Genomic DNA, 26,679 nt, shown 5'->3' with positions numbered 1-26,679 from the left:
GGGGGAAAGAGAATGGAAGATAACAATAACTTACAATATATTACAAGAAGTATTAAAGAACAGATTAGAGAATGCATTAACATATATATACCAAGAAATGAATGGGATGCTTTAAAGATGTCTTCACAGCTATTAGATGAACTAATACAAGAGATAGCAGTTTATATAGAAGAAGATTTAATGGCATTAAAAGAGAAGGATCCAGCTGCTGGTAAGTTAGAGTATGTATTTAAAGCTTATTTAAGCTTCAAGGCAGTGAGATATTATCGTATAGCTCATGCGATTTATTGTGAGCAGCGACTAGAAGTTAGTAGGAGAGAACAAATAGCACGTTTAATGTCAGAGAGAGTGAAAGTAGAAACAAAAATAGAAATTCACCCGGCATCTCAAATTGGAAAAAGATTTATCATTGACCATGGTGTAGGGGTAGTTATAGGAGAGACCGCTATTATAGGAGATGACTGCTATATTTTACAAGGAGTGATTATAGGGGCAAGGGGCATTGCCTATAATCAGCCAGGTAAGAGGCATCCAACAATAGGTAATAACGTGCAAATAGGTGGTGGAAGCAGATTGTTAGGCCCTATTAATATTGGTGATAATGTGATTATCAATCCAAACTGTGTAGTAACAAGTAATATTCCAAGAGATACTACAGTTTCTATATCCAATCAAATGCAGATTTCATATAACAAACAAAAAGAACGTATATTAATTTATGGTGTCATTCCAAAGCCTAATAATCAGATTGAAATATATGGAAAGAATTTATCAGATTTAACATTACATTTTATTGATGAAGAAACTAATATAATCGATGATATAGATATAGAAGTACTAAGCAGAGATGAAGAGAAGATTTGTGCACAGGTGTATTATTACAAAGAAAAAGTGAATTATCCTTATAAAAAGATAAATTTAAAAGCCGTTTTTGATAAGCAAACAGAAATCGTTATTATGGATGCAGTAGGGTTGGGTAAAAATCTACTAAGAAGTAGTTAGACGTGAGAGTGAGGGTTAAAATGGAAGCAAAGAAGTATAAAAACCAAATGTTTCTAAGAGGATTGAAAAAAGGAATACCAGTCTTAATAGGGTTTATACCCATTTCATTAGCTTTCTCAGTAATTGCAGTACAGACAGGATTAACTAAAGCTGAATGTATTATTATGTCTATTATGCTGCTAGCAGGGGCGAGTCAGTTAACAGCAGTTAATATGTTAGCAGTAGGTGCGGGAAGTGTAGAAATCATTATTGCCACACTCATTATTAATATTAGACATCTTATAATGAGTACGTATGTGATGAATAGACTTGAAAAAGTACCTAAATGGATGAAATGGATTTTAGCCTTTGGTGTAACTGATGAAACATTTGGCATCATATCTATGGAAGAAGATGAATATTGTAACCAGTACTTTTTTGGAGGTTTAGCACTTATTACTTATGGCTCTTGGATTGGGGGAACAGTACTTGGAACGATTATTATTGATATTATTCCAACAAGTATTTGTTCAAGTATGTCTATTGCATTATATGCCATGTTTATAGGACTACTCACACCAAGTATTCATAAAAATCATAAGGTGTTAAAAGTAGTTCTCGTGAGTATGTTCATTAATTATATTTTAGGAATGTGGATTAAATCAAGTTGGGCTATTGTAGCAGCTACTTTATTAGGTGGTATTATAGGGGCAAGAATATTAGAAGAAAAAGAAGCGCAGCCATAGTAAAAAAACAGGAAAGGGATTAAAATATGAGTGTAAATGAAAATATTCTTTTAATGATATTAGGAATGTCTGTTGTTACTTATATTCCTAGAGCACTGCCTGTAGCCATACTTAATAGGTTGAATTTATCAAAGCAAGTAGAAGGTGTTTTAAAAGCTATTCCATATGCAGCATTGGGCGCATTGATTTTTCCAGGGATTTTATCTGTAAATAGTCAAAAACTTATTGTAGGTGTAGTAGGCGGCACCGTAGCCGTCATCTTAGCTTATTTGAAACTCAATATAACATTTGTTATTTGTGGAGCTGTAGCAGCAGTTATTATGTTACAGGTATATATACTATAAGGAGCTTATAACATGAGAACAGAAAAATTATATTATGAGGATTATTTTTTAAAAGAATGTGAAGCAACAGTGATAGCAGTGGGAAAACAGGGCGTAGTATGTGATCAAACAGTAGCTTTTCCAGAAGGGGGAGGGCAAGAAGGAGATCGAGGCTTTTTGATCATTAATGAGAATGAAAAAATTGCATTTACAGATACTCAAAAAGGTGTAGGCGATGTTTTTTTAGAACAAGATTTTCCTACAATTAACGTGAATACGCCAATTTATCATTGCGTAGCAGAAGAAGCATTGGAGAAGTTTGAAGTAGGTATGAAAATAAAAGTATGTATTGATATAGAACGTAGAGCTAGACTAACAGTTTCTCATACGGCTATTCATCTTGTATTAATGGCAATTGAAAAGATACGAGGAGAAAAAGATATTATTAGATATGTAAAAGGTGCTGCAATTAAAGAAGAGGATGCAAGATTAGATTTCTTTTTCCGTGAGAAACTCAATGATGAACAGCTTGATAAAATCAATGAATACGTGAATCAAATTATAGCAGATGATTGCAAAATTGAACTTTATCCACATGCAAAACAAAAAGAAGCTGTTTATTGGAAATGCCTAGATTATATTTGTGCATGTGGCGGAACCCATTTACCATCAACGAAATATGTGGGAGCAGTAAGTGTTATTAAGAAAAGTAAAGGGAAAAATTTACAACGTATTACTGTAAAATTTCCAAATGTACAATTGCCCCTAGATTTATATCATGAAACAATGTCATTAAGTTAAGACATTGTTTCTAAGATTTCTTAAAATAACCAAGTACTTATTATAGGTACTTGGTTATTTTTGTGCGAAAAAAGCTTGACAAAGTATAGAAAATTTACGGCGAAGCCTCCTCGTTGAGGAGGTGTTGTGATGAATATACACGCAAATGAACTAAAAAATTGTTTAATAGAAATTATAAAAGAAATGAGTAGCAACCCTCAGAAATTTTCTACTCTGGAAAAAGGTTGTTTTATGCGTCAAAGAAAGTTTGACTTTGAAACACTTATACGTTTAATTTTATCTTTGGGAAGCAACAGGTAAAAGATTGCACTTTATTCATCGTATTAATCTAAAAAACTTCTACTTCTAATAGGTGTTTGTATACTGGCATTTATATTCATTAAAGTTTTTTAGAAGCTAAAGCTTAGACTTAGGGAGAAGCAAGAAAATACCGAAGAGCGCAGTGCAGATTTAGGGCAAACAAAGGTGCAGCTTTTCGAAGGCTTATGTATTGAAATCCCCTATCTGAATGAAATAGTGGGTGAGTATTAAGGTTGTTTTCTGTTGCTTTATAAGGTATTAAAGAACAATGCATTATTGTTACGGTCATTTATAACATAGGATACAATACATCTATCATATAGATTGAGTATGGCACTTAAATAAACTTTACGTTTCGCAATACCTACATAATAGTGAAATTCTGTTACATCTGTAAGCTATTTTTCATTTGGAGTATCTGCATTGAATTGACGATCTAGTATATTTTCAGCAATATATTGTGGTTGAATCACTTGTCTACCTAAAAGGGTGCATATCAGAGACTGAAAACGGTTTCAAGATAGCCCTTTTTATAAACTTTAGGGGATGAACCAGTTTTTAGAGATGCTTAGAATTCTGTGAGGTTATACGAAAATGGCGAGGTGTACAATGAAAATAGCCTTTAAAAAGGCGGTTGAAATAACTGACATTATCAAAGCCGCACATTAATGCAATGGTTGTAATGCTAAGGTTACTAGTTTCTAAAAGATGACAGGCTTGTCTTAGTCGATAATGATTAATATAAGTGATAATGCTCATAGTGGTCATATTTTTAAAAAAACGGCACAGATGCTGAGGTGTAATATAAACGGTTTTACTAATATCGGAAAGGGTGATTTTTTCGTGATAATGTAAGCTAATATAGGTGGTGATGACTTGTAAACGTTCGAAATTTTTAGAATTATTTTGAGGTATACTTAAATCTGCTTTATTCACGGATATGAACCTCCTTTATATGAGCCTAAAGTAATAAAGACTTATGTTAAAAATGTACAAGAAAATGTTTAGAATTGTCCGTATAATATATAAATATAGCGTAGGGGACTAAGTTATCCTAGGTGTAAAGTTTAAAATGTGTATATAAAGGAGGGGAGATGTATAGGTTTATAGAAGTAAATCAAGTAATTAAGCAAAAAATAAATAAAAATTAGGAGGAAGCAATATGGTAAAAAGTATGAGAAAATCAATATTTAGTGTTATAGCAACATGTTTATTTGCAATTCTTTTTTGTTTAACTTTATCACAAGAAACTTTTGCAGCAATTACGCCAGTAATACCACCAGCAGGATATGACAGCGTAAAAAATGTACCACATGGAACAATTAAAGAAATTTCATATTATTCAGCAGCTACAAAAAGCACACGTAAAGCCAAGATTTATTTACCAGCAGGTTATTCTAATAATGAGAAGTATAGTGTGCTTTATTTATTACATGGTATTGGTGGTAATGAAAGTGAATGGCCAAACAATGGTAAACCCAATGTGATTGCAGATAACTTAATTGCAGAAGGTAAAGTAAAACCATGTATCATTGTATTTCCAAATGGTAATGCCACAGGCGCAGGTATAAATGACGGATGGGAAAACTTCACAAAAGATTTAATTGGTTCATTAATTCCTTATGTAGAAAAGAATTATTCAGTATACACAGACCGTGAACATAGAGCACTTTCTGGTCTTTCTATGGGCGGTGGACAAACTTATAACATTGGTTTTACAAATCTTAATACATTTGCTTATATTGGTGGTTATTCAGCAGCCCCTAATACAAAATCAACAAATGTATTATTTCCTGATAATGGTGCAAAAGCAAAAAGTGATTTAAAACTTTTATTCATTTCTTGCGGTAGTACAGACTCATTAAAACAATTTGGCGATAGTGTACATAACTTCTGTCAATCTAGACAAATCAATCATACTTATTGGATTTTATCAGGTAGAGGTCATGACTGGAGCGTTTGGAGTCCAAGTTTATGGAACAACCTTCAAATGTTAGAAGAAGCAGGCTTCACAAAAGGTACAACAGGAACAACAACACCTTCACAAGAAGAAAAACCAGTTGTAAATGATAAATATGCTACATTACAAGATGGCTGGTACTATATTAAAGGTGTTGGCTCAAACAAATATCTTCAAGTAGCTAATAATAAAGGCGGAGATGGCGTAAACGTAGAAATCGGTACAGGCACAGGTGTAGCAGGACAAAAGTGGTATTTAACAAATATACAAGATGGTTATGTCACATTAAAGAATGGGCAAGGCTATACACTTGACGTTGTTTATGGTAAAGATGAAGATAACACAAACATTCAAACATATACAGCAAACGGTATGTCAGCACAAGAATTCAAAATCTTACCTACTTCAAAAGAAAATGTATATGGTATAGTAACAAGATGCTCAACAGATGCAAAAGGATTAGATGTTGAGAACAAAGGTACAACAGATGGTTCAAATGTCATGCAATATGCATACTATGGTGCAGCTAACCAAACATGGATTTTCGAAGCTTGCAATGCATCATCAGAATCTACAAAACCAGAGGAAACAAAGCCAGAACAAACAAATAAAGATGCAATCAGTGCGAAAGTAACATCAGATTGGGGTAGTGGTGCTGTTGCAGACTTTACAGTAATAAATACAACAGGTAAAGATTTAAACAACTGGATATGTACATTTACAACAAATCGTAAAATCACATCTGTATGGAATGCAACAATTGTAGCAGAAGAAGGTAATACTTATACAATTACAGGTCCTAGCTGGCAAGCAAATTTAGGAGCAGGTCAAAGTTATACATTTGGTTGTCAATTAGAAAGTGGTTCAGGTGAAATTATTATAGCTAATGTAGTGCTTAAATAATAGTCTAATAAAATAATAAGTTGTTTAAAAGTAGCATAACACAAAAATTAAGTGTTCTTAAAATCTTAAAAATATGTGTTATGCTATTTTTTGTTTACCAATATTATAAATGACTATTGAATAAATTTTATGTAGTGGAAAATTTTGTATTATATAAAAATTATAAGTTTATAGAAAATTTTGAGAAGTGTGTGAATCTTATGGATTTAAAAAGTTTTGAAACAGTATATGAAATGCGTAGCATTAACCGTGCTGCCAAAAACTTATATATTAAGCCACAAGGCTTAGGAAGCATTATTAGAACGTTAGAAAAGAAATTAGATATTACTTTATTTGAGAGAAATCAACATGGGGTTACCCCAACAGCAGGAGCAGAATTATTACACAAACGCTCTGAAGGACTTATTGAACAGTTTGAAGAGATTCAAAATGAAATGGAACAGTTTAAAGATTAAGAGGTGAAATTGCGTGTAGGATGTGCCTGTGGTGCATTTAATGTGATGCCTTTTGAGCAGCTTCAAATATTTATGAAGAAGAATTCACAGATTAAAGTGGAACTTTGTGAATATAGCAATGAGGAAGTGAAGCAGCTTCTTTTAGCTTCAATGCTAGAATATGGATTTTATCATAGGGAGCTGGCAGAAACTAGGAATCAAAAGTGATAAGGCAGCAAGTTGCAGTGTGCTGAGCATTTTACAATGTATCATGAGCTTAGAAAGTGCTGTCATATGAAAGGTTTTGAAGCTAATATTATTGCTAAGACGGCAGATATTAATTTTCAACATAAATTATGTAGAAAGAAGATGGGTGTGGCCTTTTACCTGATTTTGTAAAGAAAGATTTCAATATGACTCATTTAAAGGCCATTCCTTTTAAGGAGAAGATAAAATGGGAACTTTAGGACTTGCTGATATACAAGGTGGATTTGGTCGTGTAACTATTCCTACAAACTTAGGAGAATTTCCACCGGTAGCACCATCAGCTATTCTACACCGCTGGCTTAATAAAACTTGTCGTCCTTTAACAAAAGAGGAGATTAGAAGCATTATAAAATCTTTCGGAGATGGTGCTTTTAATGCAAAACGTGTCGGATTTGATGAGGTTGAAATTCATGCTGTACACGAAAGCTATTTAATTGACCAATTCGCTATTTCTATGTTTAATCAAAGAACAGATGAGTATGGTGGAAGCCTTGAAAAACGCTTACGTTTAGCTAGAGAAATTGTAGAAGAATCAAATTAAGATGTGGAGAAGATTTCCCAGTAGCACTTCGCTTCAGTGTGAAGAGTATGATTAAAGATTGGCGTGAAGGAGCACTTCTAGGAGAAGAATTTGAAGGAAAAGGCCGTGACATTGAAGAAGGTTTAGAAGCCGCTAAATTATTAGTACAATATGGCTATGATGCATTAGATATAGATGTTGGTGCATATGGATAATTTTGATATGGCTTTAGAAGCATTTGAAAATGGAGATTGTGATATCATCAGTTTAGGTAGACCAGTACTCGCAGATCTTGATTACGTTAATAAATTACGTACAAATAGATACTGTGAAGTGCGACCATGTATTTCTTGTCAAGGAGCTTGTATGGGACGTATTCAAGAATTCTCTATGATTAACTGTGTTGTTAATCCACAAGCAGCTAGAGAACGTGTGACACGTTATGAACCAATTACAAAAGCTAAAAAAGTTGCTAATATCATGTACAGCATTTGGGATGCTTTTGAAGTAGCAAATCATATTTAATAAACGATGAAATAGATTCATATTAAGTGAATAGATAAAGAAAAAGAAGCTATGGTGAAGGAAAGCATGCACTATAGCTTCTTTTTTGATTATTTGGGATGTTATAAAGGTGATTCTTTTTACTTTAAAAGGTCCTAATTATTTAAGTTAGCAAGTAAATCAACGATTCTCTGCCTTAAAAGCGGGTGAACTTTATAAGGTGAAATCTGTGCAAGGGGTTCTAGGACAAAGCCTCTTTTATGCATTTCCGGATGAGGAATAATAAGCTGTGGGGAATCTGTGATTAAATCATCATAAAAGATGATATCTAAATCTAAAGTACGAGGTCCCCAGTGAATAAGGCGTTCACGTCCTGCAGCACCTTCAATCTCATGCAATAAATCTAGTAATTCATCTGGTGGAAGTAATGTACGTAGTTCGAGGCAGGCATTTAAGAAATCATCTTGTTCAAGATAGCCTACTGGCTTTGTACAAATAAAATCAGAAACCTTAGTGACCTCACAGTTAGGATTTTGTTTAAGTGCTAAAATGGCTTCCTCTAAATAGTTTTTTGTATTGCCTATATTAGAACCTAAAGCAATGATAGCTGTATGCCATTTTCTGGTGAGGCACACGGAAACATAATCTACAGGTAGACCAATAGGTGCCCAAGGTTTTTTAATCTCTAATGTGATTTCTTCAAGATTTTTAAAGTTTAAAAGTAGTTTATGAGCTAAATGTTCTGTTACGGTTTCAATAAGCTGATAAGTGTTTTCTTTCATAAACTTTGTAATGAATCCAGCCACTTCACCGTAATGAATAGAAGCGGTTAAATCATCTTTTAATCCAGCTTTTCTTACAGAAGTAAAAAGGGTAGCATTTATAATAAATTTTTGTCCAAGTACATTTTCTTCTTTAAAAACGCCATGGTTTGCAAAAACTTCTAGATTAGTAATTTTGATTTGATCCATGATATACCTCGGTTAATTAAGCGTTTAAGATAGCCTCACTCATAAGGAGGGCACGTTTATTTTCTTTTACATTATGTACTCTAAAGAAGCAGCAGCCTTTCATAAGTCCCATAATAGTTGTGGCTATAGTACCTTCGATACGTTCATCAGCAGGCAAGTTTAAAGCAAGGCCAATCATAGATTTTTTGAAGCACCTAGTAAGATTGGATAACCTAAAGTTTGTAAACGCTCTACTTGCTGCATAACTTTTAAGTTAGTCTCATAGTCTTTGGCAAATCCAATGCCTGGATCTACTAAGATTTTATCTTTCGCAATGCCTGCGCTTAAAGCAAGGTTGATGCTTTCTTGTAAATCTGATAAAACATCTTCCATAAGATTGTTATAACTGTCTGTAGTGCGATTATGCATTAGGCAGCAAGCGACCCCAGCAGTGGCTACAATGGATGCCATATTAGCATCATATTTAAAGCCCCATATATCATTAATTAAATCAATGCCAGAAGAGATGGCACTAAAGGCTACTTTACTTTTATAAGTGTCGATGGATAAAGGCGTATCAAAACGTGATTTAAGTGCTTCGATAACTTTGCAGACTCTTTCAATTTCTTCTGCGTCAGAAATCTGGGTATAGCCTGGTCTTGTAGATTCGCCACCTATATCAATAATATCTACCCCTTCTAATATCATTTGTTCAGCATGTTTTAAGGCAGCATCTAAGTTGTTGTATTTGCCACCATCAGAGAAGGAATCGGGTGTAACATTTAAAATTCCCATAATGTAAGCATGATGCTTTGTATCAAAATTTTTATTACCGATAATCACTTGTCATACACTCCTATACATAATTGTTTTATAATGATAATTTCCTATATAAAGGTTCCTTTAAAGTATAATTTCTAGATTTTTCTTTTCATTAGGCCAGTTACAAGTAGAATGTGCATTGCAAGCAAAGCACATTCTAGATTGTTTATCAGCTTCTTGAAAGAGAGCTATAATGCGTTTGGTTTCAGCGCTTATAGGCGCATTGGTGTCATCTACATCCAAAGTAAAGCCGCGATGATAGCGAATCATTTGTACAATGAGTTTAATTTCAGCATTTGTATAGCCACAGTCCTTTAAGATAGCTGGCGCTAACTGTGCACTTGCTTTCTCGTGAGGAATACTTTCTTTATATTGTTGAAATTTACCGATGTCATGGAGTAATGCTGCGGCATAAATGATGGACTGATCTAAAGAAATTTCTGCTGTTAGTATTTTGAGATAGGTTAGTCTGGCCACATCCATAAAATGACTCATATTATGCTTACAATAAATACGTTTGTTTTCACACGCTTTTATAGCATGTACATAGGCCATAAAACTTTTGTGCTTCAAGATAAGATTGACACGTTCCATTCTTTGTGTAATCAAGATAATCCTCCTAAAGTTTGATTTGATTTAATTATTATATATTAAAGTGAAAAAGTTGTAAAATCTTAATTTATTTAAATTCTTTTATTTGTAAATAATTAGCAAAAAAAGTTTCTTGACAATAATAACAATAAAGCAAAGTGGAATAGTTAGATTAAAGACAAAGTTATCACAATGGCGAGTATTCCAGTAGTTGCGGTAATTTTACTTGCTGCATTTTCATTAAATGTGGCGATTGAGGCAAGCCGTGCTGGTGAAAGTAGTAAAGGCTTCGCAGTAGTAGTTGCTGAAATTAAAAAATTATCTGAATAAACAAGTATAGAAACAAAAGTGATTGATAACCTTATCAAAGAAATTAATCAAAAAATTGATAAAGTACAATTAGTAAATAAAGCTGTAGTAAGTAATATTGATAGTACACTTGAGATTACAGACCAGTTTGCGAAAGCGGTTACAGATGTAACTAAGGCAACTCAAAGTAGTACAGGTGCAATTAATGAGTTATTTACAACAATCGAAGAACAAAATAAATCAGTTTTAGAGATTGCTAGTGTTGTAGGAGAAATTAGTGAAGAAGCTAAAGAAGTACAAGAACAAGCACAAATTACAACTGAGATTACAAATAAAGTATCTGAAGCGATGGTGGATAATATTGAAGAGATTGAGAAGCTTATGAAAGATACAACTCAATTAAAAACAGAAATTGAGTTCTTTAAAACAAATAATTAGTATTCAATACTATTTAATACATAGAGTTAGTGCCGAAGGCACAAAAATATAGAGTATAAAAGTTTCATAAAAGTAGGCTATTTAGTTGTTAAGTAAATAAGCGCTATTATCTTGGATTGTAGAAAATACATTAGCATTATTAGCATCTAAAGGTAATTTAATCATTTTATCATTTTTTGGATAAATATAGAAGCTTTATTAAGTGCGCTTGTTTTAATCTCAAATATGAATTCTGTAGCACTATTTACGTAAATGCTAGAGATAAGTGAATCATTTTGTGCATCTAAGTTTATTGAAGATAATAGATAAGGTCCGACTGAGTTAGCAGCGTATTGTGGGTTTTTAAAACTTGTATCTGTAAAAGATACTAAGATTGCTACAGTATCTTGATCAAAGTCAGAGAGATTAAGCTTGAAGTATTAGCTACAGAATAAGAAGCCATAGAGCTTGCAGTGCTATGTGGATTATTGAATGATGTACCTTCTAATGTTACTTTGATACCGATATGAGCTTTATAATATATAAGCTTGAACCTGTTGTCATAGAGTAAGGTGAAACACTTACCTTTACGTCAGGCTTAATTTGAATAGCAGGGCCAGTTGTTACCAAAGTTCTAGAAGGCGTTGTAGTGGCTGCAATTCTTTCTCTATGTAAGCGACCAGAATATGTGTCTAGAGGCCCTGCATAAATGTTAGAAAATGATCCAGTTACTAATAAATAAGTAATACGTTTGTTTATTATTAAAGCCTTTCTTCATAAGTTAAGTGTATTATTATATATTGTTAAAAAGTGTAAAAAATACCGATTATTATATTGGATAAAATAGGGTCTTGTTTTAGTTATATAAAATATTGGAAATATTATTTACAAAACATAGTGTTTAACTTATCATAGAATATATAAAAGAAGTACTAAGCAAGACGAGATTTAAAAATAGATATATTAATAAAGTTTGTATTAATAGAGGGAGATTAATATGAGTTTAAAAAACAAAAAGTATAAGATTGCAGTAGCTGGTACAGGATATGTAGGCTTATCTAATGCTATTTTATTAGCACAGCATCACGAGGTAGTAGCGGTAGATATTATGCCAGAAAAAGTGGCACTTATTAATGAGAGAAAATCACCTATTGTAGATAAGGAAATTGAAGAATATTTACAAAATCATGAGCTAAATTTGGAAGCAACATTGGATGCCGAAAGTGCTTATCAAGATGCAGATTTTATTATTATTGCAACACCAACTAATTATGATCCTGTTAAAAATTATTTTAATACAAGTTCTGTAGAATCGGTTATTGAACTTGTGACTAAACTTAATAGTACAGCAACTATTGTGATTAAATCAACGATACCAGTAGGTTATACAAAGAGTGTACGTGAAAAGTATCATAATGAACGTATTATTTTCTCACCTGAATTTTTACGTGAAGGCCGTGCATTATATGATAATCTTTATCCAAGCCGAATTATTGTAGGGAGGCCGGAAACAGAGGAAATGATGGCTGTTGCTGAAATCTTTGCCGGCTTATTAAAAGAAGGGGCTATCAAAGAAGAGGTAGAAATATTATTTACGGATTTAACAGAAGCAGAAGCTATTAAATTGTTTGCCAATACATATTTGGCCCTTAGAGTAAGTTTCTTTAATGAATTAGACACATATGCAGAAGTGAGAGGATTAAATAGTGGGGAAATTATAGAAGGAATAGGACTTGATCCTAGAATTGGTACACATTACAATAATCCAAGCTTTGGATATGGTGGCTATTGCTTACCTAAAGATACGAAACAACTTTTAGCTAACTATAGTGATGTGCCACAAAATATTATGACAGCTATAGTAGATGCCAATCGTACAAGGAAAGATTTCATTGCAGAACGTGTCCTTGAAAAAGCAGGATATTACGATAATGAAGATTCAAAACAAGGTATATAGGAGTAGATGGCATCCCTGGAAAGCAAGTAACTGTAGGGATTTATCGTTTAACTATGAAAGCTAATAGTGATAACTTTAGACAAAGTTCTATTCAAGGGGTTATGAAGCGAATTAAAGGCAAAGGTGTAAATGTGGTGATTTATGAACCAACCTTAGAAGAAGGCAGCATGTTCTTTGGCAGTGAAGTAATTAATAACTTACAAGTATTTAAAGAAAAATGTGATTGTATCATTGCTAATCGATATAATCCAGAGCTGGCAGATTGTGAGCAAAAAGTTTATACACGGGATTTATATAGAAGAGATTAGATATAAAAAGGCATCAGTATAAAACACTGGTGTCTTAATTTTTATATATTTTTAAAATTAATCATTTTATTTAAATATTCTTGAATATTGTAAAATGTATTATGCTTTTGCAAGCTTTTAACACAAAGCAAATGGTTGGTTTAAATAATAGCGTGGTAACTGAGACATTAACTAAAGTAGAGACTGCCCAAGATAGCTTATTAAATAAAAGGTGAGAAGTTAATTAGCCCCACAAACAAACTTAATAAGAGTGCAAGTAGCAACAGTTATGGTATGTTTATTAGATGTAGTGTACTAAACTGCATAATAGTTAATAACAAGTTATAAAAAAGCTGCTAATGAAGGGAAGACTTTCATTAGCAGCTTTTTTATGTGTATGTGAGCAAACTTAGAAGAGAGGCACCATGAAGTAAAGGGCTGAAATTGCAGGAATATCAGAGGGTGAACGAAAGGCTATGGGAAGCATAGGAGGTGTAGGAAGTGCTGGCATAATAAAAGGATCTTTATGGGTGTAAGTTATTGTTTTTAAGCCTTCCTCCCCATTTTCAGCAATGATATAACTATATTCTTCTCCAGATAGAGATTGCCAAGTAAGTTTTTTCATGTGGCATGCCACATGGAAAATAAGTTGAAATGACTAATGTTTGATTATGAAGGGTTTCAAAACTGCCAAGTGTTTGAAAATCATCAAAAGAATCTGTTTGTTCATTATAAACTAATCCAGTAAGCTTGACATTTTTAATAGTACCAATAACCTTAACTTCTAAATATTCACCATAGCCCATTCCCTGAAGTGTTAAAGTGTCTCTATCTTTTAATGAAGTTGGCTTTTTATAACAAGGTGTGAGTTTGATAAAGGTTTGAGAAAGTGTGTTAGAAAAAGAAGTAAGTGAGTGGGCAAATATAGGAAATGTTAGAAAACAGCTAAATAGCAAAAGTAAGCTATATATTAAGAGAAATTTAATAAAAATACATAAATACCGCTTCATTATAATCACCTCATTGATAAGTAGTCCTAACTTTAGTCTATGAAAATATAGAAATAAATATGAGAAAATAGTATAAATGATAAACGCATAGATTTGTCTCAAATTGCAAAAGTTAAAGCTAGACAATAATTTAGTGAGGTAAAATTATGAATGAGACAAATGTTACAATAAGTGCCAATGAGCTTTTGGTACTTTTGGGCGTCGTTGGGATAATCGGAATTATAGGAGGCTGGTTAAGTCATAAAATTAAAATACCAGATGTAGTAATTTATTTACTAGCAGGTATAATTGCTGGGCCTATATTTTTTAATTTTATCAATGTGACAAGCTTTCCAGTAGCTAATGAAATCATTGTTAGCTTTGGCTCTTCATTCATCTTATATGAAGGGGGGAGGGAAGTGAAGCTCAAGGTATTAAGCGAAGTTAAATATACAGTGGCATTATTGGCCACAGTAGGGGTAGTTATTTCTATGTTGATTGTAGGGATAGGTGTTTATTTAATATTTGGGGTACCATTTATATATTGTTTATTATTAGGTGCTATTATTGCGTCTACAGATCCAGCCAGTTTGATTCCTGTATTTAGCCAAGTAGACATTAAAAAAAGCTGAAACAAACAGTTATTAGCGAATCAGCTTTTAATGATGCAGTAGGTGCTATTTTGGTAACTACACTGATTTCAATTGTTGTATCAAGAACTTTTGTAGCAAGTAGAAGTGTAATAGAACTTTTAATTATGGTGTGTGTAGGTGCCATTGTGGGTATTGCTACAGGTTTTATTTCGGAGTTAGCTTCAGCAGAAAAGGTTTATGGGATTTTTAGAGAATTTGGACCTATTATTTCTGTACTAGAAGTTATTTTTGCTTATGAAATTGCAGAATCATTACATGGTAGTGGCTATATGTCTGTATTTATAGCGGGACTCATTTCAGGAAATAAAGCAAGATTTGGATTATGGGCACCTAAAGAAAGCTTTGAATCAGCTACACATTTTAGAGAAAATATAGCGACACTTTCTAGAATGGCTATTTTCGTTGTTTTAGGAACACAAGTGGATATAGATATTTTAGTTTCTTATGCATCACGAGCTGTTTTAGTTGTACTCATTTTAATGTTTGTAGCAAGACCAATTGTTATTTTAGTTTGTGTTGCATTGGACCGTAAAGCAAAATGGCAGAAAAATGAACTTTTATTTATGATGTGGGTCAGAGAGACAGGCGTTATTCCGGCAGCTTTATCTGGTGTAGTGAGTTCTATGAGGATTGCAAATTATGAAATGATTTCATCTGTGGTTTTTATGACTATCTTAATTACCTTATTATTACAGGCAAGTACTACAAAGTGGATTGCTAAGAGATTAAATGTATTAGAAAAGTAAATGCATTAAATCAAATATAAAAGTGAATAATGATGATAGAGGAGTATTGGCATTAAGTAGCATATGCTCCTTTTTATATAAGTATATTAAAAATAAATTTACATAAAAAATTAAATAAGTTAAAATATATTATATAATTATTGAAAATAAAAACATATCACCATTTATAAAAGGATATTATTTAGAAGGAGGAGAAGTTTATGAAGATTAAGTTGATTTTTTTGGGCGATGAAGTAGTGGATTTAAGAGAAGCAGGATTAATGTATGGTTTGAAATCAACGCATTATTATAAAAAGGTATCAACTGATCTTTATGAATATGTCCATGTAAAACAAGCTGAAGTCAAAGCACTTTATCATGAAGTAAGCATTAAAAGTGAAATGACTGTACTAGTGGTATTAGAAACTTTAAATGAAGAAAGTATAGCTATTATTAAAGACTTAAAGACAAGGTATTTAGGTAAACTTCATGCATTTATAAAAGATTTAGGTGCGAATAAAGCGGCGGAACTTAAGGTGTTAAATCAAGCCTATAATTATGTACCAGATATAGGAATTAAGGAACTGGTGAAACAAATCTTTAAAAACTGGCAATATGTTTATACATTACCATGTGTGACGCTGAATTTATATAGTAAAGATGAAGTTGATTTAATTAAGATTAGTGAGATTGAAGATGTGTTTTATGACTATGTAGGTGAAGAAACAAAATTTATACTTAACTGGTATAAGCATGATAGCGCAGGTGAAGAAGTGTATTTTTTAGCTGAAGGAAGTCAAAATAATTAAATAAAAATTAAAGAAGATATCGTGTTTTAGCGATATCTTCTTTAATTTTTATAAACATCTAAGAACTTTACATAAATTGATATTATTGGTGAATTGAGATAAAATTAAAGAGAATGAAATGTTAAAGTTAGCTGTGTGTGCTACGATTTTATATGGGGAAAAGAGTTATATTGTAGGTATGACATTATGTTTTGGTTCAATAGGTTCTCATTTGACACCATTACTATTTTGTAAGGAAGTGTAGGGAAAGAGCATATAAACATATTGGTATCATGTCCACCAAGCATTGCGCCAAGTAAATTTGTGCAGTACTTGAAAGGAAGAAGTTTTAGATTATTACAAGAGCAATTTCCTGAATTGCAGAAAAGGTATTGGGGACAACATCTATGGGCAAGAGACTACTTTTGTGCAACAGTAGGAAATATAACAGAAGAAATGATGAGAAATTATATTGCTAATCAGGAAACTGATGAGAAAGATCAAATCTTCAAGATAGAAGATGAGTTTCAGTCATGATAACAAGCTTAAGCTTAGGTCTTTGAGAAGACTGAAGTCTTACATAGCGACTTTTAGTCGCACACATTTATGTGTAATTCCACCTACTTTAGTAGATTGGTTGTTTAAAAGGTTTTGAAGCACTTTTAAGATGGAAATCAGAAGAATTTGGGTTTGTTTTACCAGCTGATTTTATTCCGTTAGCGGAGAAGAATAGCCATATTATTCAAATAGGCGAATGGTTTTTAGAAACAACTTGCATACAGTTTAAAAAGATGTTAGAAGAATATGATACAAAGAAAGTATTATTCATTAACAATTTCTGTACTTAAATGAAAAGGAATGCGATTATGTGCAAGGATACCTCTGAGGAAGACCAGTGATAGAAGCGGATGTTAATGCATTATTAACGGCATTGGCAGAATAAGATTCTAGAAAACAGAAGCAGGCTAGCAGGGGATGAAGAAAAAGATACTACTGAGCTTAAGTATAATAATCACGTTCTTGGGTATAGGAATAATTAAATAAGAAAGTGACCTTAACTATATAGTAAATGTGGTAGTTGGAAAGGCAGAAAAAAGTAGTGAAGAAGAAACATACATTACAGGTATATTAAGAGAGCATTTCCTATTTATCTAGAGAAATCTATGAGAATATATTGCTGATTATGAATAAATTGTATTTTGAAAATTATTATATTAGTGAAGAAAATATAGATGAAGCAATGTAAGTATTACAAAGGGTAGAAGTATATAAAAGTGAAACTAAGCAGATTGGAAAATATACATTAAAGAGATTAGTAAGTGCATTAGATAAATCTGGGCAGTATGAAGGAGCTAATCGATATGAAGCAGAGCTTGTAAAGTATTATACTGCAGCGTCTGAAGTATTAAATATTGATTATGAATTATATTTCCTAATAGGGATAGTAAGTATTTTGACAATAAATATAGCATTTAATAAAAAGGGAGAGCAAAGAGCTAATAATATCATTAATATGATAACAGTAGGCAGTGAAAATAATGTAAAATACGAAAAAGTTAATTCTAAAAGAAGAGAAGGATTAAAATTGCAATGGGTGAGTTAGATGGTATATAAGAAGAATTACAAAATATTGAAAAAACAAATAGAAGAACTTCAAATTGTAAGGTACTTAGGAATCAGTGCAAATTATAGTATGGCTAGAGCAGAACTTGCCCATGCAGAAGGCAATATAGAAGGAGTTATGAAATTTTATACTAAGGCCTTAGAGGCAGAAGATAGATTGTTTAGGAAAAGAAGTCATTAATATGCTCAATGAAGTTGGCGCATATAAGCAAAGCAGCAGTTACTATGAACAGCCACAGCAGTGGTATGAGCATGAAGCAGAAACGATTAATAAGGGCTATTTTGATTATGTAGTGTATAAATATGAGTATATTAGTGTATATGCCAATTATAAATTGTTATGTGCCCAAATGGCACAGGTGAATGGTGATATAGAGGTGGCAATAAATTTTTATAAAGAAACTTTGACTCTAAATGAAATGCCATTTACTAAATATACTTTAAACAAGCTAATTAGTCTATTAAGTGAATATGAGAGATATGAAGAGGCCAATGAATATAAAGCAGAGTTGATTAAACATTATGGTCAAGAGGCTACTACATTGGGACAAGATTATTCTGATTATGCACTTTATAAATATGAGTATAATCAGAATATTTTAAAAGAGACAAAATTTAAAATACGTATGTATATTTATGTAATTTTTGTGGCGTGCCTTGTGTTAGGAGGTATTATTCGCTTTTATTTAAGGAATAAAAAGCTTGTAGAAGTGAGTAGATTAGATGGACTTGCGAAAGCCTATAATAGAAGATATTTTGAAGAATATTGTAATGCCTTAAAAGCAGGAGAAACAGCATTTGCTATTATTATATTTGCTATCGATTATTTTAAAAAGATTAATGGCACCTATGGGCATTTAGTAGGCGATTATACTATTAAACAAGTTGTAGAAATTAGTAAACAAGTCATACTAGATCAAGGAAAAGTCTTTAGATATGGCGGTGAAGAATTTGTAGTCATTGTAGAGAATAAGACTATAGAAGAAGTAAGACAAATAGCAGAAGCTATCAGAAAAAGTATAGAAGACTATACTTGGGAAAATGAAATGCATGTTACAGTAAGTCTTGGAGTGAAAGAAACAACCCATGATTTGCGAGACATTTTTAATAGTGCGGACCAAAACTTATATGTAGCTAAATCAAATAGAAGAAAACAAGTGATAGATACTAGACTAGTATCAGCAATGCATTTGGCGAGTTATATTGCTATTAATATAGGAAGTGTTGAGGGTATCTTCTTATTTTTTTGGATTGTGGTAGAATGGGCATGATATGTTAGAAGACAATAGGATAATAGGTAGGAGCGTGTAGACATGAAGGATTTAACAAAAGGAAGTCCTAATAAACTTATTGTGCAGTTTGCAATTCCTATTTTGATTGGGAATTTGTTTCAACTGTTTTATAGTTTAGTGGATACAAGAATCGTAGGAAGTACGCTGGGAGATAAGGCATTGGCGGCAGTTGGAGCTACTAGTACTTTAAATAATTTGATTATAGGATTTTTAATAGGACTTACTAATGGATTTGCTATTATTGTAGCGCATAGATTTGGTGCTAAGAAATATGATAGTATGCGCAAAGCTATAGCAGGCACTTTAAAGCTTGGCATTTTAATTGCTTGTATTTTAACAGTACTTAGTATAACCTTTTTAACAATTATTTTAAGATGGCTTAATATGCCAGAAGAACTTATGGCAGATGGCAGTTTATACATACGCGTTATTTTAATGGGAATGAGTGCAGCTATGCTTTATAATGTATGTGCCAGCATTTTACGTGCCATAGGCGATACAATGACACCACTTATGTTTTTAATTGTTTCAACTGTATCCAACGTATTTTTAGATTATTTATTTATTTTAGGCTTTAAAACAGGTGTAGAAGGCGCGGCGTATGCCACAGTTATTTCTCAAATAGGAGCGGCTATATTATGTTTCTTATATATGTGGAAGAAATATCCGATTTTACATTTAAGCAAAGAGGCATTCAAAGGAGAAGAAGGCCTTACAAAAGAGCTTTTAAGTTCAGGTCTTTCTATGGGACTTATGCAATCATTTGTTTCCTTTGGAACTGTAGCACTTCAAAGTGCAATCAACACATTAGGAACCAATACAATTGTAGCCCATGCAGGTGCTAGAAAAGTGACAGAAATATTTATGCTACCATTTAGTGTACTGGGAATGACTATGGCAACTTATTGCTCACAAAATTTAGGAGCAGGTAAACCAGAGAGAATTAAAAAAGGATTATGGCAAGCTTTAATAATGGCTTGGGCATGGTGCGCTTTAGTAGTTATTGCAAGTTATACAATTGCACCAATATTAATTAAAGGCATTACAGCAACTAAAGTAGATGAAGTTGTAGAGACAGGAAGTTTATACTTACGTATTGATACACTTTTATATTTTGTACCAGCAGTTATTTCTATTATTAGAAATTCACTTCAAGGTATAGGCGATCGTATTACACCAATCTTCTCAAGTTTCATTGAGCTCATAGGCAAAGTGATTATCGCCATCTGGCTCACACCAATTCTCAAATACATGGGCATAATCTTAGCTGAACCAATCGTCTGGATACTGATGGTCATTCCACTTATAATCAAAATATTCACAACTCCAAAACTCAAAACTACCGAACCAATAGAAGAGGCTATATCACAATAAAAAATAAGATGATTTATAAATCACTTCATAAATAAAGAGGTACTGCAAAATAAAACCATGCAGTACTCTTATTTTTATATACGATACTAATCTACCTGTGGAGTGATTTGATGATAACCTTAGTGAAGAGAAGCAATGCGTTTTTAGGTCGAGTGTCCGAGCAAAGCGAGTTTTCGACCGTTGCATTGCTTCTCAAACTTAGGCTATCACAAATCACGGAAGGTGTAGTTAGTAGCAACGACTACTCCTGCGGCCTATTTATCCCAATCTTACAAAGAGATGTCCATAAAGATTCCTAATGTTGCTAATGAGCAATAATAGTTACCTAGGGCTCTAGGATTTTTGGCGAGTTTCATAAAGTCCTCATATGTAGCATTATTGTATTCTGATGATTTTGTAGCAAGTGCTTTGTTTTGCTCTGTTATAAGTGTAGATTTAACTGTATTTGTTGCCATTTTTGTACTAACTTCTGTACGGCTGGCTGTGCTACTTAAAGTACGTTTGGCAAATGTATTATTTGTAGCTAAAGCTTCACTTAATTTCTTTTCATCAAGTTTTAATGTACCATCAGTTGCTTTTTGAATACCAATACTAGCAAGATTGCCTGCACTTACAGTAGTAGTAATATCGTTAGAAGCCTTAAGTGTATTAAGACGTGTTGTATTACTATTAGAATTAGCATCTAAGAACTTGGTTGTACTATTATAGGCAGCTACATAATTTTTAGTAGCAGCTACAATATCAGAAGAGTTTTCTTCCGTAGCTGTTAAAGTGGATTTAAGTTTAGTGGTAGCCTTATCTAAATTTGAATAGTTTGTATCAAAGGTAGATAAAAATTTGCTGGCAGAAGTAGTAGTTTCTGTAGAAGCTACTTGGTTTGGATGAGATGTACTTCCATACTTAGCTACAATAGCATATTTGCTAAGGGTATTATAGTGTCCGATTTGAGACATAAAAGTAGAAGTAGAAATACTTGTACGATTAGCAAATATGTTATTTGAATAAATACTATTTCCATAGCCTGAAATATTCATATCAATCACCTCCTTTATTTGTATATCGGAAATATAAAATAATAGAATATATTGGAATGAACTTAATATAATTATAATGTAATAGTGCCTAGCAAAGTGAATGTTGTCTATTTTATGGAGGAGATGATTACTGTGAGCAAAGAGAATAATAATTGGCTTGTTAAATTGGATTATGGTTCTAAGAAAAAGCTTACAACTAGGAAGAGTAAAAAAGAGGCACAAACAATGGTCTTTATTAATACAAAAGTAAAAAATATAGACTATGAAAAGGAAGTAATCTTTCATTATCGCGACAGTAATTCAAATGAGTGGAAACGACATGCTGCTAAATTTAAAAAGATGATTAATGATGAAGAAGAAATCTGGAGCGATATATTGAAGTTTAAAGGTGAGTATGTAGAGTATGCCATTCAGTATGAAGTAGGCGGAAATACATACTGGGATAACAATGGCGGAAAAAACTATAAAACCTACAAAGATGGTGCAACAATTAAATAAGATAGAGAAAGAGAATATTACAAAATAAACTGGTACCTATAGATTAGATACATAGAAAAAGTGTGCGTAGTCTATAGGTACTTTTTGTGTATACTTATAAATGACTTGGAGGAAATACGGGATTATGAGTAATTTAAACGTTTATTTATAGAAGATTATTTACGTGAAAAATCTCCTAAATGAAATTATTGAATGCCAAGATACTAAAAATCAAGCTATTAGAGAAGCAACTAGAACTGTTAAAAAAAATTAGACGTGATAGAAAGGAGACTGGTAAACAACAGCTTAAATCTAACAAATCAAGAAACATATAAACATAGAAAAATGGCTAGAGCAACTAAAGAACATAGAGTAGTCCCAAACTTACTTAATAGAAACTTTAAGCAAGGTATACCTGAGAAAGTATTATCAACTGATATTATATATCTGCCATATGGTAATAACTAGATGGCTTATTTATCATGCATAAAAGATGGAAGTAGTAATGATATTTTTGTCCATTATGTTTCTGGGCGTATTACACTTGATATTTGCAACAATAACTATAGAGAAGCTTATTAAAGCTCATAAAGATGAACTGCATAAGGATGCATTTATTCATTCGGCTCAAGGCGTTCATTATACAAGTCCAAAGTTATTAAAGGAAAATAATCTAGGCCAATCAATGTCAAGACGTGGTAATTGTTAGGATAATGCACCTCAAGAATCTTTCTTTGGACATATGAAAGATGAGATAGATTTTAGTGCATGTAACACTTTAGAAGAAGTCATTACTGCAGGTGATGAATATATAGAATACTATAACAATCATAGAAGCCAATGGGGATTAAAAAAGATGACTCCTAAACAATATAGAAGCCATCTTTTAAATCTTGCTTAATCTCTTTTTTATTGTGTCCTTGACAAAGGGTCCAGTTTAAAAATGTCCTTTTTTTATATTTGAAAATATAAATGAATAGTAGAATTATATGATTTTTATAGAAATATAAAAAGACTTGACAAAATCTTAAAAAAAAAAGATACTATAGTAGTACTAGATAAAACTACTATGACGAGTAGGGATTAGTAGTTCGTAATTAATTTATAAAAATTACATATAATATCTGTATAAGAAAGGGGATCTATATGAGTAAAATTAGAGTAGGAATTGTAGGATATGGAAATGTAGGAAGAGGTGTAGAGGTTGCACTTAGACAAAATCCAGATATGGAGCTTGTAGCAGTATTCACAAGACGTGCACCAGAAACATTAACAATTCAAACACCTTCAGCAGCAGTAGTATCTATGGATGATATTAAATCATATACAGATAAAGTTGACGTAGTTATCTTATGTGGAGGTTCAGCAACTGACTTACCAGTTCAAGGACCAGAAATGGCTAAATTATTTAACACAATCGATAGTTTCGATACACATGCAAGAATTCCAGAGTACCATGCAAGTGTAGAAGAAGCGGCTAAAAAAGCTGGCAAAACAAGTATTATTTCAGTAGGGTGGGATCCAGGTTTATTCTCAATGATTCGTATGATGTCAGGTGCTATCTTACCAATGGGTGAAGATTACACATTCTGGGGTAAAGGTGTAAGCCAAGGACACTCAGATGCTATCAGACGTGTTAACGGTGTTAAAAATGGTATCCAATACACAATCCCTGTAACAGAAGCAATCGACAAAGTTAGAGCTGGTGAAAACCCAACACTTTCTACAAGAGAAAAACACACAAGAGAATGTTTCGTAGTAGCAGAAGAAGGTGCAGATAAGGCACAAATCGAAAGCGATATCAAAAATATGCCAAACTACTTCTCTGATTATGATACAACAGTTCACTTCATCACAGAAGAAGAACTTAAAGCTAACCACAGCAAAATGCCACACGGTGGATTTGTATTTAGAAGTGGTATAACAGGTGTAAATGAAGAACACAAACAAATCATTGAGTTCTCATTAAAACTTGATAGTAACCCAGAATTTACAGCACAAGTATTAGTAGCATATGCGCGTGCAGCTGTAAGAATGAACAAAGAAGGAAACACTGGTGCTAAAACAGTATTCGATGTACCTCTTTCTTACTTATCAGCTAAATCTTCAGCAGAGCTTATCAAAAACTTATTATAATACCCTTTATAAAATCTCAAATAGCATGTATAATCAGATAAGAAAGTACATGTTAAGGAGAAAGATATGTATCAAGAAGAACCATATGAATTATTTGAAGGCGATATTAGAAAGTTAGACGAGCTTATTAGTCAATTAGAACTTTGGAGTGATGAATATACAGTCAATCACAAAAAAGAAGAAGTAAGACTTCCAGAATATATGGACTTACATGAAAATCTAGAAGAACTTAAAGGTGGGCTGAAAGCTTTTATTGATGAAAGACGCGCAGAAAACGACGAAAAAATCGAAGCTTATGCAACAAGTATTGTTGGAAAACTTGAAAAATATAAAGAAACAGAAGAAGTGATTCATGAATGGATTAGAAATATTAAAAATGTATATGTAATTGTTATGAAATCACCAATTCTTGAGAAAAATAGAGCGTATATTAATGATATTATGAACGCTTAGTAAGGAGCTATAAGCCAACTTAATCTTGGTTTATAGCTCCTTTTGTTAAGATATAGTCAATATATTATATTGTAAAAGTTAACATATGAATAATATAATGTAGTAATGATAGAGAAAGAAGGGGAAAATGTAATTTTATATAAAAATAATAGGAAATGAAGAAACAGCAAGTAAAGTAACAAAATAAATGCTTGGTCTAATAGGAATAGTTGTTATACCACTAGGACAATGCATTCCATCAAATTGGAAGCCTAAGGAAGGCTATACACTTACTAAAATAGACTTAAATGGTGTTCCAATTGAACGTCTTACACCAAAAGGCGGTGGAAATGGAAAATTAATAGTTCTCTTACATGGCGGTGGATATGTATGGCCATTAACAGATAGAGAAAGAGAATCGGCTATTACATATAGTGAGTTGGTAGACGGTGCAGAAGTCATTAATGTGGATTACCGTATAGCCCCAATAGATGTTTTCCAGCAGCATTAGAAGATTGCGTTGCAACGTATAAATGGATTTTAAAGCAAGGCTATAAAGGAAAAGATATTTTACTTATAGGCGGATCAGCAAGAGCTGGACTTGTACTTTCTTTGCCACTTTATTTAAAAAATCATGGTATTGAAATATCTAAAGCTTGTGTAGCCATGTCACCATGGCAGATTTAGATGATAAATCATCATCAAGACAGATCAATTTAGAAAAAGATGTACTATTGCAGATCAGGTTTAAAAACATAATTATGCAGGGGAATGGGATTTGAAAACACCTTATTATGGAGATTATACAGGTTTTCCAGATTTACCAGAAAGTAAAATGGCTTGGAAAGAAATTAGAGATTTTATGAGAGAGCAGCTTTCGAATTAGATAAATAAAACAGCCCTAAAGTATTTTAGAATGTATAATGGTAGTAATTTTAGGCAAACCTTTAAAGTGAGAGTTAATCGACTTAAATAATTAAATGAATGCCTTGCGCATGGTGAAAGGAATGACAGTTAGAATGAAAGTTAACTTTAAAGGAACTGAAGTAACACTTCAAGGACATCATGTAGAAGTAGGAGAATCAGCACCAGATTTTAATGTGGTGGATAAAAATTTACAAACTGTAAAAGCCAGCTCATTTCAAGGGAAACGCATTTATGTCAGTGTACCTTCTGTAGATACCTCTGTATGCGATATGGAGATTCGACGTTTTAATGAAGAAGCAACTAAATATAAAGATGCAAAAGTCTATGTAATTTCAATGGACTTACCGTTTGCACAACAAAGATGGTGTGGCACTAGCGGTGTAGCTAATGTAGAAGTTTTATCTGATTATAAATATAGAAATTTTGGTCAAAATTTCGGCACTTATATAGAAGAACTTGGTCTTTTAACAAGAGCTATTTTTGTAGTAGATGCTAATGATGAAGTGATTTATGTAGAATACTGCGAAGAAGTGGGCAATGAACCAAATTATGAAGCAGCTTTAGCAGTGTTATAATTTTAAATTCCTTTATTTGCAAAAACTTATAGACCTATATAGAAAAGTGGTGTTATAGTGAAGAGAGTAAAGTATAAAGAATAGAGGATTTAGAACATGGGAAATAAATTGACACATTTTGATCAACATGGCAATGCTGTCATGGTAGATGTATCTGAGAAAAGTGTTACAACACGTATTGCAACGGCTCAAGGAAGATTAAAGTAAATCAAGCTGTATTTGATGCTATCGTCAATGAGACAAGTAAGAAAGGCGATGTTTTGGGTGTTGCCCGTGTCGCAGGTATTATGGGTGTAAAGAAAACATCTGAACTTATTCCAATGTGTCACCCGCTTATGATTACAAAGTGTCATGTGGAATTTGAGTTAGATGCGGAGCATTTAACAGTTATAGCAAGCTGCACGGTAAAAGTAAATGGACAAACAGGGGTAGAAATGGAAGCCTTAACAGGGGTAAATATTGCACTTCTTACAATTTATGATATGTGTAAAGCTATAGATAAAGGTATGATTATTAGTGATGTATGCCTTATGGAGAAGCAAGGCGGTAAAAGTGGACACTATATAAGAGAAGAGGCTTAAG

34 protein-coding genes and 4 pseudogenes are annotated in these 26,679 nt (G+C 32.6%); 32 read left to right on the top strand and 6 right to left on the bottom strand.

The features are described from left to right. Positions 1 to 12 precede the first annotated feature (12 nt). From JCM14822_RS05060 to JCM14822_RS20000, 5 genes are all read left to right on the top strand, one after another. On the top strand, positions 13 to 1,002 hold the full coding sequence (locus tag JCM14822_RS05060; RefSeq protein WP_054740243.1) for a serine O-acetyltransferase: 990 nt from the start codon (positions 13 to 15) through the stop codon (positions 1,000 to 1,002). A gap of 20 nt (positions 1,003 to 1,022) precedes the next feature. After that, positions 1,023 to 1,727 (top strand): AzlC family ABC transporter permease, encoded by a 705-nt coding sequence (locus JCM14822_RS05055; RefSeq protein WP_054740241.1) that lies wholly within the window; start codon positions 1,023 to 1,025, stop codon positions 1,725 to 1,727. 26 nt (positions 1,728 to 1,753) lie between these two features. Further along, positions 1,754 to 2,071, top strand: a complete 318-nt coding sequence (locus JCM14822_RS05050; protein WP_054740239.1) for an AzlD domain-containing protein — start codon at positions 1,754 to 1,756, stop codon at positions 2,069 to 2,071. Between the two features lie 12 nt (positions 2,072 to 2,083). Beyond that, positions 2,084 to 2,851, top strand: a complete 768-nt coding sequence (locus tag JCM14822_RS05045) for an alanyl-tRNA editing protein (protein WP_054740235.1) — start codon at positions 2,084 to 2,086, stop codon at positions 2,849 to 2,851. 129 nt (positions 2,852 to 2,980) lie between these two features. Next, positions 2,981 to 3,151, top strand: a complete 171-nt coding sequence (locus JCM14822_RS20000) for a hypothetical protein (protein WP_157047629.1) — start codon at positions 2,981 to 2,983, stop codon at positions 3,149 to 3,151. Between the two features lie 558 nt (positions 3,152 to 3,709). On the opposite strand, the gene JCM14822_RS19110 is transcribed toward JCM14822_RS20000, so the two are convergent. Next, positions 3,710 to 4,087 (bottom strand): helix-turn-helix transcriptional regulator, encoded by a 378-nt coding sequence (locus JCM14822_RS19110; RefSeq protein WP_172674769.1) that lies wholly within the window; start codon positions 4,085 to 4,087, stop codon positions 3,710 to 3,712. Positions 4,088 to 4,313: 226 nt separating this feature from the next. Here JCM14822_RS19110 and JCM14822_RS19105 point away from each other — a divergent pair, with 226 nt between their 5' ends. The 6 genes from JCM14822_RS19105 (at position 4,314) to JCM14822_RS23590 (ending at position 7,760) form a co-directional block, all read left to right on the top strand. Continuing rightward, positions 4,314 to 6,014, top strand: coding sequence for an RICIN domain-containing protein (locus JCM14822_RS19105; RefSeq protein WP_083461274.1), 1,701 nt, complete (start codon positions 4,314 to 4,316; stop codon positions 6,012 to 6,014). 200 nt (positions 6,015 to 6,214) lie between these two features. Then, positions 6,215 to 6,469, top strand: coding sequence for a LysR family transcriptional regulator (locus JCM14822_RS05035; RefSeq protein ID WP_054740233.1), 255 nt, complete (start codon positions 6,215 to 6,217; stop codon positions 6,467 to 6,469). 9 nt (positions 6,470 to 6,478) lie between these two features. Next, positions 6,479 to 6,676: a hypothetical protein gene (locus JCM14822_RS05030; protein WP_054740231.1), complete on the top strand. Its 198-nt coding sequence runs from the start codon at positions 6,479 to 6,481 to the stop codon at positions 6,674 to 6,676. A gap of 226 nt (positions 6,677 to 6,902) precedes the next feature. Next, positions 6,903 to 7,256: an oxidoreductase gene (locus tag JCM14822_RS23600; protein WP_330377327.1), complete on the top strand. Its 354-nt coding sequence runs from the start codon at positions 6,903 to 6,905 to the stop codon at positions 7,254 to 7,256. A gap of 47 nt (positions 7,257 to 7,303) precedes the next feature. After that, a complete protein-coding gene (locus JCM14822_RS23595; RefSeq protein WP_330377326.1) occupies positions 7,304 to 7,450 on the top strand; it encodes a hypothetical protein in 147 nt (48 codons plus the stop codon). Next, positions 7,443 to 7,760 (top strand): hypothetical protein, encoded by a 318-nt coding sequence (locus tag JCM14822_RS23590; protein WP_330377325.1) that lies wholly within the window; start codon positions 7,443 to 7,445, stop codon positions 7,758 to 7,760. Before JCM14822_RS23595 ends, JCM14822_RS23590 begins: the two co-directional genes overlap by 8 nt. Positions 7,761 to 7,894: 134 nt before the next feature. On the opposite strand, the gene folK is transcribed toward JCM14822_RS23590, so the two are convergent. The 3 genes and pseudogenes from folK to JCM14822_RS05010 form a co-directional block, all read right to left on the bottom strand. Further along, the gene (gene folK, locus JCM14822_RS05020; RefSeq protein WP_054740229.1) at positions 7,895 to 8,710 is read right to left on the bottom strand and encodes a 2-amino-4-hydroxy-6-hydroxymethyldihydropteridine diphosphokinase; all 816 of its coding nucleotides are present in this window, start codon (positions 8,708 to 8,710) and stop codon (positions 7,895 to 7,897) included. Positions 8,711 to 8,726: 16 nt separating this feature from the next. Continuing rightward, positions 8,727 to 9,532, bottom strand: a pseudogene (gene folP / locus JCM14822_RS05015) (dihydropteroate synthase). Positions 9,533 to 9,592: 60 nt separating this feature from the next. Beyond that, entirely contained in the window at positions 9,593 to 10,120 is a 528-nt protein-coding gene (locus JCM14822_RS05010) for an HD domain-containing protein (RefSeq protein ID WP_054740226.1), read from the bottom strand. Positions 10,121 to 10,294: 174 nt separating this feature from the next. On the opposite strand from JCM14822_RS05010, the gene JCM14822_RS23580 reads away from it, so the two are divergent. The 3 genes and pseudogenes from JCM14822_RS23580 to JCM14822_RS05000 all read left to right on the top strand — a co-directional run bounded on the left by JCM14822_RS23580 (position 10,295) and on the right by JCM14822_RS05000 (position 13,093). Continuing rightward, a complete protein-coding gene (locus JCM14822_RS23580; protein WP_278287179.1) occupies positions 10,295 to 10,432 on the top strand; it encodes a methyl-accepting chemotaxis protein in 138 nt (45 codons plus the stop codon). Positions 10,433 to 10,450: 18 nt separating this feature from the next. Then, a complete protein-coding gene (locus JCM14822_RS05005; protein WP_054740224.1) occupies positions 10,451 to 10,849 on the top strand; it encodes a methyl-accepting chemotaxis protein in 399 nt (132 codons plus the stop codon). Between the two features lie 976 nt (positions 10,850 to 11,825). Further along, positions 11,826 to 13,093: pseudogene (locus tag JCM14822_RS05000) on the top strand (nucleotide sugar dehydrogenase). 560 nt (positions 13,094 to 13,653) lie between these two features. Here JCM14822_RS05000 and JCM14822_RS20915 read toward each other — a convergent pair. After that, positions 13,654 to 14,082 carry a hypothetical protein gene (locus tag JCM14822_RS20915; RefSeq protein WP_054740220.1) on the bottom strand — a complete coding sequence of 143 codons (429 nt, stop codon included), beginning with the start codon at positions 14,080 to 14,082 and terminating at the stop codon, positions 13,654 to 13,656. A gap of 146 nt (positions 14,083 to 14,228) precedes the next feature. Here JCM14822_RS20915 and JCM14822_RS23025 point away from each other — a divergent pair, with 146 nt between their 5' ends. From JCM14822_RS23025 to JCM14822_RS04960, 9 genes are all read left to right on the top strand, one after another. Further along, positions 14,229 to 14,693 carry a cation:proton antiporter domain-containing protein gene (locus JCM14822_RS23025; RefSeq protein ID WP_306307289.1) on the top strand — a complete coding sequence of 155 codons (465 nt, stop codon included), beginning with the start codon at positions 14,229 to 14,231 and terminating at the stop codon, positions 14,691 to 14,693. A 50-nt stretch (positions 14,694 to 14,743) separates the two neighbouring features. Further along, complete coding sequence (locus JCM14822_RS23020; RefSeq protein WP_306307288.1) at positions 14,744 to 15,460, top strand: cation:proton antiporter domain-containing protein; 717 nt, start codon at positions 14,744 to 14,746, stop codon at positions 15,458 to 15,460. 200 nt (positions 15,461 to 15,660) lie between these two features. Further along, positions 15,661 to 16,248, top strand: coding sequence for a hypothetical protein (locus JCM14822_RS04980; protein ID WP_054740218.1), 588 nt, complete (start codon positions 15,661 to 15,663; stop codon positions 16,246 to 16,248). A 118-nt stretch (positions 16,249 to 16,366) separates the two neighbouring features. Further along, positions 16,367 to 16,492 carry a hypothetical protein gene (locus JCM14822_RS22470; protein WP_278287178.1) on the top strand — a complete coding sequence of 42 codons (126 nt, stop codon included), beginning with the start codon at positions 16,367 to 16,369 and terminating at the stop codon, positions 16,490 to 16,492. A 20-nt stretch (positions 16,493 to 16,512) separates the two neighbouring features. Continuing rightward, positions 16,513 to 16,764, top strand: coding sequence for an IS200/IS605 family transposase (gene tnpA / locus JCM14822_RS04975; RefSeq protein WP_054740216.1), 252 nt, complete (start codon positions 16,513 to 16,515; stop codon positions 16,762 to 16,764). A gap of 95 nt (positions 16,765 to 16,859) precedes the next feature. Further along, entirely contained in the window at positions 16,860 to 17,075 is a 216-nt protein-coding gene (locus JCM14822_RS24835; protein ID WP_083461282.1) for an EAL domain-containing protein, read from the top strand. A gap of 755 nt (positions 17,076 to 17,830) precedes the next feature. Continuing rightward, positions 17,831 to 18,031 (top strand): hypothetical protein, encoded by a 201-nt coding sequence (locus tag JCM14822_RS04970; RefSeq protein ID WP_054740214.1) that lies wholly within the window; start codon positions 17,831 to 17,833, stop codon positions 18,029 to 18,031. Position 18,032: 1 nt separating this feature from the next. Then, entirely contained in the window at positions 18,033 to 19,121 is a 1,089-nt protein-coding gene (locus JCM14822_RS04965; RefSeq protein ID WP_054740213.1) for a GGDEF domain-containing protein, read from the top strand. Positions 19,122 to 19,163: 42 nt separating this feature from the next. Continuing rightward, complete coding sequence (locus JCM14822_RS04960) at positions 19,164 to 20,516, top strand: MATE family efflux transporter (RefSeq protein ID WP_054740212.1); 1,353 nt, start codon at positions 19,164 to 19,166, stop codon at positions 20,514 to 20,516. Positions 20,517 to 20,785: 269 nt separating this feature from the next. Here JCM14822_RS04960 and JCM14822_RS04955 read toward each other — a convergent pair whose 3' ends face one another. Further along, a complete protein-coding gene (locus tag JCM14822_RS04955; protein ID WP_054740211.1) occupies positions 20,786 to 21,550 on the bottom strand; it encodes a hypothetical protein in 765 nt (254 codons plus the stop codon). A 132-nt stretch (positions 21,551 to 21,682) separates the two neighbouring features. On the opposite strand from JCM14822_RS04955, the gene JCM14822_RS04950 reads away from it, so the two are divergent. From JCM14822_RS04950 to moaC, 9 genes and pseudogenes are all read left to right on the top strand, one after another. Then, positions 21,683 to 22,048 (top strand): hypothetical protein, encoded by a 366-nt coding sequence (locus tag JCM14822_RS04950; RefSeq protein ID WP_054740210.1) that lies wholly within the window; start codon positions 21,683 to 21,685, stop codon positions 22,046 to 22,048. Positions 22,049 to 22,571: 523 nt separating this feature from the next. Next, on the top strand, positions 22,572 to 22,736 hold the full coding sequence (locus tag JCM14822_RS24830; protein ID WP_408606177.1) for a hypothetical protein: 165 nt from the start codon (positions 22,572 to 22,574) through the stop codon (positions 22,734 to 22,736). A gap of 12 nt (positions 22,737 to 22,748) precedes the next feature. Continuing rightward, positions 22,749 to 22,928 (top strand): annotated as a pseudogene (locus JCM14822_RS21570) (IS3 family transposase); the annotation flags it as partial. Between the two features lie 245 nt (positions 22,929 to 23,173). Continuing rightward, positions 23,174 to 24,163, top strand: coding sequence for a diaminopimelate dehydrogenase (locus tag JCM14822_RS04935; RefSeq protein ID WP_054740207.1), 990 nt, complete (start codon positions 23,174 to 23,176; stop codon positions 24,161 to 24,163). A gap of 66 nt (positions 24,164 to 24,229) precedes the next feature. Beyond that, positions 24,230 to 24,616 carry a hypothetical protein gene (locus JCM14822_RS04930; RefSeq protein WP_054740206.1) on the top strand — a complete coding sequence of 129 codons (387 nt, stop codon included), beginning with the start codon at positions 24,230 to 24,232 and terminating at the stop codon, positions 24,614 to 24,616. Between the two features lie 187 nt (positions 24,617 to 24,803). Next, positions 24,804 to 25,106: an alpha/beta hydrolase family protein gene (locus JCM14822_RS04925; protein ID WP_054740205.1), complete on the top strand. Its 303-nt coding sequence runs from the start codon at positions 24,804 to 24,806 to the stop codon at positions 25,104 to 25,106. A gap of 26 nt (positions 25,107 to 25,132) precedes the next feature. Beyond that, positions 25,133 to 25,282 (top strand): hypothetical protein, encoded by a 150-nt coding sequence (locus tag JCM14822_RS24825; protein ID WP_408606178.1) that lies wholly within the window; start codon positions 25,133 to 25,135, stop codon positions 25,280 to 25,282. A 320-nt stretch (positions 25,283 to 25,602) separates the two neighbouring features. Next, positions 25,603 to 26,097, top strand: coding sequence for a thiol peroxidase (gene tpx, locus JCM14822_RS04920; protein ID WP_330377321.1), 495 nt, complete (start codon positions 25,603 to 25,605; stop codon positions 26,095 to 26,097). A gap of 96 nt (positions 26,098 to 26,193) precedes the next feature. Beyond that, positions 26,194 to 26,678 (top strand): annotated as a pseudogene (moaC, locus tag JCM14822_RS04915) (cyclic pyranopterin monophosphate synthase MoaC). The last annotated feature ends 1 nt before the right edge of the window (position 26,679 follow it).

It is taken from the genome of Cellulosilyticum ruminicola JCM 14822 (assembly GCF_001311925.1).
GTDB classification, from domain to species: Bacteria; Bacillota; Clostridia; order Lachnospirales; family Cellulosilyticaceae; genus Cellulosilyticum; species Cellulosilyticum ruminicola.
Note: the sequence above shows the minus strand (reverse complement) of the source record. Positions and strands in the feature narration are given on the sequence as shown.